This is a genomic window from Streptomyces sp. NPDC045701 (assembly GCF_056432045.1).
Genome location: NZ_JBWKJV010000100.1, coordinates 1 through 7,948, shown reverse-complemented (window position 1 = coordinate 7,948; position 7,948 = coordinate 1). Strand labels below are relative to the sequence as shown.

4 protein-coding genes and 5 pseudogenes are annotated in these 7,948 nt (G+C 64.3%); 5 read left to right on the top strand and 4 right to left on the bottom strand.

Annotated elements, in window-relative coordinates:
* The 3 genes and pseudogenes from AC07DW_RS32630 to AC07DW_RS32620 all read left to right on the top strand — a co-directional run.
* Nucleotides 1-152 (top strand): annotated as a pseudogene (locus AC07DW_RS32630) (IS30 family transposase); the annotation flags it as partial.
* Nucleotides 153-1,945: 1,793 nt separating this feature from the next.
* Nucleotides 1,946-2,755, top strand: coding sequence for an AAA family ATPase (locus tag AC07DW_RS32625; protein WP_478861258.1), 810 nt, complete (start codon nt 1,946-1,948; stop codon nt 2,753-2,755).
* A gap of 699 nt (nt 2,756-3,454) precedes the next feature.
* Nucleotides 3,455-3,799, top strand: coding sequence for a hypothetical protein (locus tag AC07DW_RS32620; RefSeq protein WP_478861259.1), 345 nt, complete (start codon nt 3,455-3,457; stop codon nt 3,797-3,799).
* 24 nt (nt 3,800-3,823) lie between these two features.
* On the opposite strand, the pseudogene AC07DW_RS32615 reads toward AC07DW_RS32620, so the two are convergent.
* Nucleotides 3,824-4,506 (bottom strand): annotated as a pseudogene (locus AC07DW_RS32615) (transposase family protein); the annotation flags it as partial.
* A gap of 375 nt (nt 4,507-4,881) precedes the next feature.
* Between AC07DW_RS32615 and AC07DW_RS32610 the strand changes: the two are divergent.
* The gene (locus AC07DW_RS32610; protein ID WP_478861257.1) at nt 4,882-5,193 is read left to right on the top strand and encodes a hypothetical protein; all 312 of its coding nucleotides are present in this window, start codon (nt 4,882-4,884) and stop codon (nt 5,191-5,193) included.
* Between the two features lie 269 nt (nt 5,194-5,462).
* On the opposite strand, the gene AC07DW_RS32605 is transcribed toward AC07DW_RS32610, so the two are convergent.
* Both AC07DW_RS32605 and AC07DW_RS32600 read right to left on the bottom strand, forming a co-directional pair.
* Nucleotides 5,463-5,873, bottom strand: coding sequence for a hypothetical protein (locus tag AC07DW_RS32605; protein WP_478861256.1), 411 nt, complete (start codon nt 5,871-5,873; stop codon nt 5,463-5,465).
* A gap of 936 nt (nt 5,874-6,809) precedes the next feature.
* A pseudogene (locus AC07DW_RS32600) lies at nt 6,810-7,514 on the bottom strand (IS110 family transposase); the annotation flags it as partial.
* Nucleotides 7,515-7,543: 29 nt separating this feature from the next.
* Here AC07DW_RS32600 and AC07DW_RS32595 point away from each other — a divergent pair.
* Nucleotides 7,544-7,795 (top strand): annotated as a pseudogene (locus AC07DW_RS32595) (hypothetical protein); the annotation flags it as partial.
* On the opposite strand, the pseudogene AC07DW_RS32590 reads toward AC07DW_RS32595, so the two are convergent.
* Nucleotides 7,789-7,948: pseudogene (locus tag AC07DW_RS32590) on the bottom strand (IS5/IS1182 family transposase); the annotation flags it as partial. The pseudogenes AC07DW_RS32595 and AC07DW_RS32590 sit on opposite strands and share 7 nt — an antisense overlap.

The following is a 7,948-nucleotide window of genomic DNA, read 5'->3' as shown; positions in this document are numbered from 1 at the left end:
TGCTGCGGCAGTACCTGCCGAAGGGCAGCGACCTGTCAGCCCACACACCCGACGACCTCCAGGCCATCGAGGACCGCCTCAGCAACCGGCCCCGGGAGACCCTGGGATGGCAGGCCCCCGCCGAGCTCTTCGCCGCCGCTCTGACAGCATGACACCAGCAACATTGCGACGATCATGCGAATCCGCCCTCCCGCAGAATTAACCCCCTTGATGATCTGGAGGGTGCTGAAAGTGGAGGACTGGGCCGAGATACGCCGTCTGCACCGTGCGGAGGGTGCCATCAAGGAGTACGACCGCGCACACCCGTACCTTGATCGGCTACGCCACCTGGCGGGACAGCATCCCCTACCCACTCCCTGCCCCCCATCTCAACGTGCGTGCAATTCCCACCACTTGAGGACCAAGCAGCAGGCCTGGTCCTTCCTCTCCGGCGATGAAGCCCTTGAGCCGGCGTTGACGCAGGTGTGCGCGTACGGCACGGGAGGAGCAGGTCTTGCCTGGGGTGACTGCGGCGGGCCGGGTTGGGCCTGGACGGGGGCGAATGTGCATGCGCTTTGCGCACGACGGGTGGTGAACTGGGGGCTGTCGGTGCCCTGTAGCGGCCCCGGGATGAGGATCATGGGAGCCAGCGTCAGTCGGCGGCCAAATGGATTTTTCTGGTCTGCCCGACGCAGGGCGCCCCCGGTGGCAGTCGGACCAGGCCGCCAGGTCCTGGCTGGTGGGGCAATATCACGCATTTCGCGATTGGGGCCGGTGCTGGGGACCCCACGGGTGCTACGGGCGGACGACTTCGCCGTCTACGGCGACACCTACGCCCCCTCCTGGTCGGCGCCACCACCCAGCTCCCGCTCTCACTCTGAGAAGGCCCCGAGCGGGCAACAGCTTGGCCAGCCCCGGGTGTCGGGGCGTGCTGTGACGGCTCGCTCACCTGTCGGCAGTGCATCACCACTGGCGGCTCCCGATGCCAGGGGGCTCTCCCGCCGCATCCACGACACCGCCTCCACGCCCTGCAGCTGCTTGCCCGCGCGCTGCGCCGGTCAGGGAGATGAGGTAGTCGAGATAAACCCCAGGGGTGGAAGGCTTGCGGAGCAAACGGCGTTGACGCCGCAGAAGCTCCGACGCCCGGCTCGGGAGTTTTCCGGGTCGGCCGTGCTTCGTCCCGCCCATCGATCGGACTGCCCCCGTCTTTGGCGCGGGGCCAAGAGGTATCTCGGCAGTACAGCGGGTTGATGGACGTCGCACCGGTAAACGAGTCCCACGGGCCCCCCCGCCCGTTGGGTCAGCCCACGGCGACGGCATCGAGCCTCGACGGCACGTTGGCAGGTGACCCATTTTCCCGCGTGCAACGGCGCGGGCCTGCAGCGTCCCGCCCCCCGCCCGGCTCCGGCGTATGGGGTGTCTCCCCCGCCGGGTAGTACTTGATCAGTCGGCCATCGGACCCTCCGGGGGCCGGTCCTCGCTTGGTGCGGTTTGGTGAGCGGTGACGAGCTTTTTGTGCGGCCCCCTGACAGAAGAAGGGAATGTGTCCCACTCTGTGTTCCAGAGTGCCAGCTTGTGCGCATGTGAAATGCTCCAGCCCTCTCGCGCCCCCCGATCAAAAAATTCACGTTCGCACTAGCTGGACCACAGAAGAGAACACAGGGACACAAGGCCACCGCCCCCGCTGGGCGCCAGGCGGGATTCTTGGACTTTGACCTCTATGTCCCGCTTGCTCTGGCATGTCATGCCCGACATTCCTGGCGCCTCCTCCCGCACGGGTCCTCTGCTAGATTGGCTCGCCCATAGGCGAGCTGTCAGGAGTAGTTGGGTCGCCGGTGCTACTCTCGCCGACGCGTACATCTGAGGGGGGCACATCCCCCTCGACTGTGCTTACAGACAAGACTTCATCGTGAACAACGCGCTGCTAGAGGAATGAGGTCGCGCAAGAATGGTGAGCCAGTCTGCAATGGAGATTGAGATCCCGTCGCTACACCTTCCTTCTACCACCACCCCCGCGATCAGGGAGATCGTCAGCACACTTGAAGAACCCCTTCGAACTGCGGTAATTGCATCCCTGAATACGCCTGGAGGCGTGCGTTTGGCGATGGGCAACGCAAAAGGGGGGGTAATGAAAACCACGCTTGCGGTCTATAGCTCACTTATTCTGGCGCTCACTGGGGAACCGGTGCTTCTGGTTGACGCGGATGACACGAACCGAACTTGCCTCAAGTGGCAGGCCGCCGCCGGCGAAGCTTGGCCGTCCTCGGTAAATGTCGTGGGCTATAGTGGCCCCAACATGGCCAAGCAGGTAAACGACCTAATGCAGAGGGGATACCGCCACTTGGTGATTGACGTCGGTCCCACGGATAAGGGTGTCTTGAAAACCGCTTGGGCACTTACAAAGAGAGGTATCGTTCCGACGCAGCAGCATGTCGGTGACATCGTTCAGCTCGCCACAACTTTCGATCTGTTGCGTGAGATGGGAGAGCCAATCGAGCTTAACGTTCTTATCGCGCGCTCATTTCCTAGGCGCGTAAGTTATGCAAACGGAAGAGAACACATCCAAAGCGTGGTAGCCGGCGATACTTCCGGGCAGCCGACCGGGATGTCGACAGTTTCGCTGCTGCAGAATACCGTACCCTTCCTTGAAGGAATTGCTGATACATGGGGTACTGTCCCCGAGGACTTCGCGTACTTTAGTGCGGTTCTTGCCGAGGCGCTGGGTGTACCAGCATCGGAAATCGCAAGACGGGAAGCGGCGGAGGTTGGGAAGTAGATGGCTAGTACTTCGGAATCTGGTAACGTACGGCGCCGCCCCAAGAAATCGGCTAAGGCGGGGGGCGCCTTCGGGGCGCTGGCCAAACTGTCCGAAACGGGTGCTTTGGCGGAAATCAATAGGCATCGGGATCCGGAACCTCACACTGCGCACGACCCGCCTGTGAAAACCTCAGAGCAAGAGCAGGGCCCTGAGCTGCCTCAATCCCCGGAAGTTGCAAGTGAGATCGCTTCGAGCAGCTCGTTCGTAACACAACCACCGGGCTCAGCCCCGACACCAACGGCGGGCAAGGCAAGCAATCCCCTGTCAGAATCTGATGAGTATTCTGCCCAGGATCGCTCGGGTGCCGATCGATCTGTAACCGCCCTCAGGCGTGGGGGAGGTGCGACTACACAAACCGTAGAGATTCTCTCGGCCTCTGAAGGCCTACAGGGACCTGAAGATGAAGCGGAACCTGACAAGCCCCCCTCCTTGGGAATTGTTTCCGTGCGACGTCCGACGACGCCGTCTTTCCCTAGCACATCGGGTTATTTCCAGACGCGGTCCGTCGAAGGCCTTCCCTCTGTGTTGGCTGGTCGAGTGCATGGCCTTCCGGAGGCGTACCAGGAACTGGCATCAAGCTACCGGAACTCAAAAGCGACCCGGACGCATTCCCGGGTAAAACGCAATGTTCGCCTCCACCGAGATGTAGCCCGAGCGGTGACGGAACAGCTGGTTCAGGATAAGCGCCTGCTTGGAATTCGGGATCTCGTTCCCAGTCACTATATCGATGCGGCCCTAAGTCTGGCCCATCGATACCCGGTGACCACGCTGATTAGCGAAGCGGATAAGTTCCGCGAGCGTCATCTTGGTGAGGGCGCAGGAGCGGAGGCGCCCAATCACTACACAATTTCTCAAACCAACTTCGAATGGCTTGACGACATGAAGGACGAGCTGATGCTTGCCGGCGCGACCGGGCTTCATGGACACATGATCAACGTCATCATTGAAGCCTTCCTGGCTCAGCTCATGGCTCCCAAGGAGGGGGCTGGCCAGCCTGAATGACTGAGCCTTTTCAGCGCTGCCTCCCAGGGTGAGGACCGCCTTGGGGTCTGACGCGAGCTGATTGGGGCTGCATCGGGCGTGGGGAAGATGCGCCAGCGTTTGATGGTGTTCGACTGGCGGGCGCAGTCGGGCGTGTGCCTTGTTTCAGCGATTTCTGTTCCGTGGTGAGTTCTTGCCTGCCGGGTCGCCGAGGCCGGCCAGTGCCGTGATCCTCAGGCGCGCACAGGTGGCGATGCGGTGTCTGTGGGTCGCGGTGAGGTCGTGGGTGCGCCGGGCAGCGGGCGAGAGATCCAGACGAGTTTACCGCCGGTACCGAGCAGGACCTGCAGGTTCCTCCCGTGTCGGCGGTGCTTGCCCGGGCAGTCGCGCCGGGAGTCGCCCACGCGGTCGCGTTCTGCGGGGGTTCCGTCCAGCAGTACGGAGGGTCCGTTTGCCTGCCGCAGGGCCTGAAGTAAGACCCGCGGGGCCTTTCCGGCAAGGAGAGAGGTGACGGCGTGCACGCAGGCGTGAGCAATTCTCACGCTGATGCGGAAGGCTGCGGCGATCTGGGCGAGGGTGTCGTGCTTGGGCAGGTACACCAGTGCCACCAGCGCACGCTGGGACGGCCGCAGCTTGCACCGGCGGGCACCCTCGCGGGTGACAGGCAGCATCGTCACCCACTCCGCCAGAGCGTGCGGAAGGTCCAGTGCGGCAGGATAGGTGACCAACAGAGCCCCAGGCTGAAGAGTTGAGCTTCGACAACTTGCCAACAGCCCGGGGGCTCTGCCCGTTTCACCCCGTCCAGGTCCGTCACCCGATCAGTAGCCACTCTGAAAAGGTTCACTGTTCTCGGCAACCTTCAACTGCACCGACAACAGAGGCTGCAACAGAGCAGCGCTGCTCTCGGGGGCATCCCTCATCCCCTGCCCTCTTCACCTTGAGTCTAGCGATCATCACAACGGCCGACAGGTCTCCAGCCCGGTCTGCTGTCAGCCCCGCGTTCCCGGCGTGGCGGCAATGATCGGGTCTGAGTGTGGGAGACGCCCGATTTCCTCCACGTCCCTGCCCGTGCGGAGATCCGGTTTCGGGCTCACGCTTGCCTCATGAGAGAAATCGACCCTCTGTTGCAGTTCATCTCGCGGCGGGCCTCAGATCCCGACGAGCGGAGCCCTCGATACCACATTTCAATCCTTGTAGGCGGCGTCCTCTTCAAAGGCTCGGTAGGCAGACCCAACAGCTTCGTCGAGAACATCTTCGAAGCTTCGGATTGTCGTGACTACAGACGGCAAGTGTCAGAAGCGACGGACATCGACGAGTACCTGCACCTACACGTCAAGGAAGGGCCCGGTGTCAGCTTGAGGGAGCATCAGAAGGTACGTTTCCGGCTGGACAGCATCGACGCCTGGTGGGCCTGACTGCCTCCTGCCCACCGAATCATGGATCCGCGTGCCCGCGCTCCGCACCGGGCGCGAATACAGCTGGTGTTTCATCCTGCCCTGAGAACGTTATAGAGCCTGGCCAGCTGGGGTGGTGAAGTGTCAAGAGCTGCTGCGGCGCCGGTCGCCTGGGAACGGGTCGTGGTAGTGGCGGTCGCCGTCATCGCCCCGGCCCGGCAGGCTCGGCCGGTTGCCGTCGTCCCTGCCGAAGCCGGGGCAGCCGTTGTCCGGGTGAGTCAGTCCAGTCGTCACCCACATGTCGACGGTGACGTTCCCACTTGCCTGGCCGCACACCCGCCAGTCGTCCTACTCAGCCTGTCGGGAAGCTGGTCGTTGGCGTACGCCATGATGATGATGTGGTCGACCGGGACGGTCCCATGAGCGGCCACCTCCTCGTTCGCTGTCCTCCACGTCTTCCAGACCAGCTCCGGCGTCGTCGGCCACGGGATCGCACCCCCGTCCTCCGGGGGACACGGGTCGCCCTTCTTCACCGCGCCGAAATCGATCGTCCTTGCGCCGGACGAGGTCCAGCCAGTGCGGTGGAAACAGACGGTCCAGTGGAGCCGCATCATGATGCTCTTGTCCTCGGAGGACGCATCGTGCTCGTCCACGCCGAAACCGGCGGTCTCCGCGGCCTCCCGCGCGTCGTCCAGAGACATCCCCCGGTAGTCCTTCGCCGCAGGGCGGGGCTTGGAGGTCGATATCGGCGTAGTCTGGGCCGGGATGTCCAGCGCGCCCGCGCCTACCCCGGCTTTCCCGCCCGCCGGCGCCGCGGTGCCTCTGGTCTGGTCTTCGGGCTGGTCCGGGGCGACCGACCCGAGCAGAGCAAACGCCGAACTGTGGCGGCCCCTTCACGCCCTTGCTCCGACGTGTCCTTCCAAGCCAAGACGATCGCGACGGCCCTCACCGCCAAGACCAGGTAAGGGCTGATCAGCCCCAGCACTGGAACAGCGATGAAGACGCCGCTGCGGGCACGGATGGTCAGCCACCACCGGGTGCGGGGAGCGGCCGGGTCCGGTGATGGAGGGGAAGGAGCGGGCGGGCCGTGCATGGCGGTGTTCTCTAACGCTGGGGCATGAAGGCCCGTGAGGTCCCTCGGGAGGTCTGCCGAGCGACCGAATCGTAGAGCACGGGGGACTCCTCTCGCGCGGGACCGGTGCCGCCCGTTCGCCTGTCCGGCGCTGGTCACACTAGGTGATGGCCCGCACGATCCGCTCCCCCGCCGCAGATATCGCTCAACCATCGTCAGCTCGGTGAGGGCCCGCGCGACGCGCCCCAGTGTCCTCTTCTTCACGGGCACGCGAGAAAGCAGAGCTGAGTCCCCTGCTTCAAAACCGGGTTTTAAAGCAGGGCAGCCGGTCGGGCGGATACCGGCGTGCCCGTCCTAATTCGTGAGTAGGTGGTTCCAGGTCAGCCCCGGGTGGCTGGACTGGTGAAGTGGTGGGATCCGTGGCGGCCTGTGGGCGCGGGGCAGACTCCTGTGGCGACCTGGCCCATCGAGGCCTCGTGAAAGACCGGTGGCGCCCGGCGCCTTCGGGCCGCTGCGGAACTCATCCGCCTGTTGCAACCATTGATCTTTGTGGTGCGAGCCCGCAAGACTCCTCCACCGCCTCGGCCAGCTCGTTCGCCGCCCGGCAGGCGGCATCCAACTGCACCAGCAGTGCTGCGAGCTGGTGTCCCATGGCGTTCTCGACGGCTTGCGGCTGGCGCGCGTAGTCGCCTTTGAAGACCTCCTTGAGGCGTCTGGCCTCGGCCTCGATGCCGCGGACGCGGCCGGCGCGCCCCAGTGCGGCCTGGAACTGCGGGAGCGAGAGTTTCGCCGCGCGGGCCGGGGCCGGCGCCGTGGCTCAGGACAGCTCGAGCCTCGGACCAGGCCAAGCCGTACTGCTTGCCCTGGAAGGCGTCCAGGGCGGCCGGGTAGAACGTCTTCAGCAGCGAGCGGACCTGGTTGACCAGCTGCTGGCGGTGCCAGACGGCATCCTGCTGGGCCCGGGCGAGCACGGTGACCGCGCGGGCCAGGTCGCTGTCAGCGGGAAGCGGTCGGTTGGGCGTGCATGTCGGTGCGCAAGATGTTCGCCAGAACCAGGGCGTCACCTGGGTCGGACTTCTTGCGGCTGACACCGTGCCGGTCCCGGTAGCGGGCGCCGGAGAGCGGGTTGACCGTGTAGATCCGGCGCTTTGCCGGTGCGCAGGGCGGCGACCAGCAGGCCGTGGCTGGTCTCGATCGCGACCGGAATCGGGCCCTCGGGAGTGTCGCCGTACTCGGCGAGCAGCTCCAGCAGCACCGAGTGGCCGTCGATACACCACCTCCAGCGGACGTGACCCCAGCTCATCCTGGCTCAACCTAGGTCGAGCGGTGGTTCGGCCTACTGACCGACAAGAAGATCGGCGCGGAGTTCACAAGAACCTCCAGGCCCTGGAACGCGACATCCGCTCCTGGATCGCGAAGTGGAACGAGGACCCCAAGCCCTCCGTCTGGACGAAGGATGCCGACGAGATCCTGCAACGCCTCGCCGCATATCTTGAACGAATTCCCGGCGCAGGACACTACCTAGAGCCTGTATCGAGTCGTGATCAATGAGTGGTCCTTGTGAGGTCGTTGATCCAGATCATGGATGCGCGGAGGTGGAGGCCAGCTTGGTAGCTTTCGGGGGTCTTGTCGAAGCGGGTGGCGATGCCGCGCCATGCCTTGAGCTTGTTGATCAGGCGCTCGACGGTGTTGCGGTCCTTGTAG

Bases quoted from the DNA above. Each gene is read 5' to 3' on its own strand.
- AC07DW_RS32610 (WP_478861257.1), top strand. From the start codon at position 4,882: ATGAGAGAAATCGACCCTCTGTTGCAGTTCATCTCGCGGCGGGCCTCA.
- AC07DW_RS32625 (WP_478861258.1), top strand. From the start codon at position 1,946: ATGGAGATTGAGATCCCGTCGCTACACCTTCCTTCTACCACCACCCCC.
- AC07DW_RS32605 (WP_478861256.1), bottom strand. From the start codon at position 5,873: ATGTCTCTGGACGACGCGCGGGAGGCCGCGGAGACCGCCGGTTTCGGC.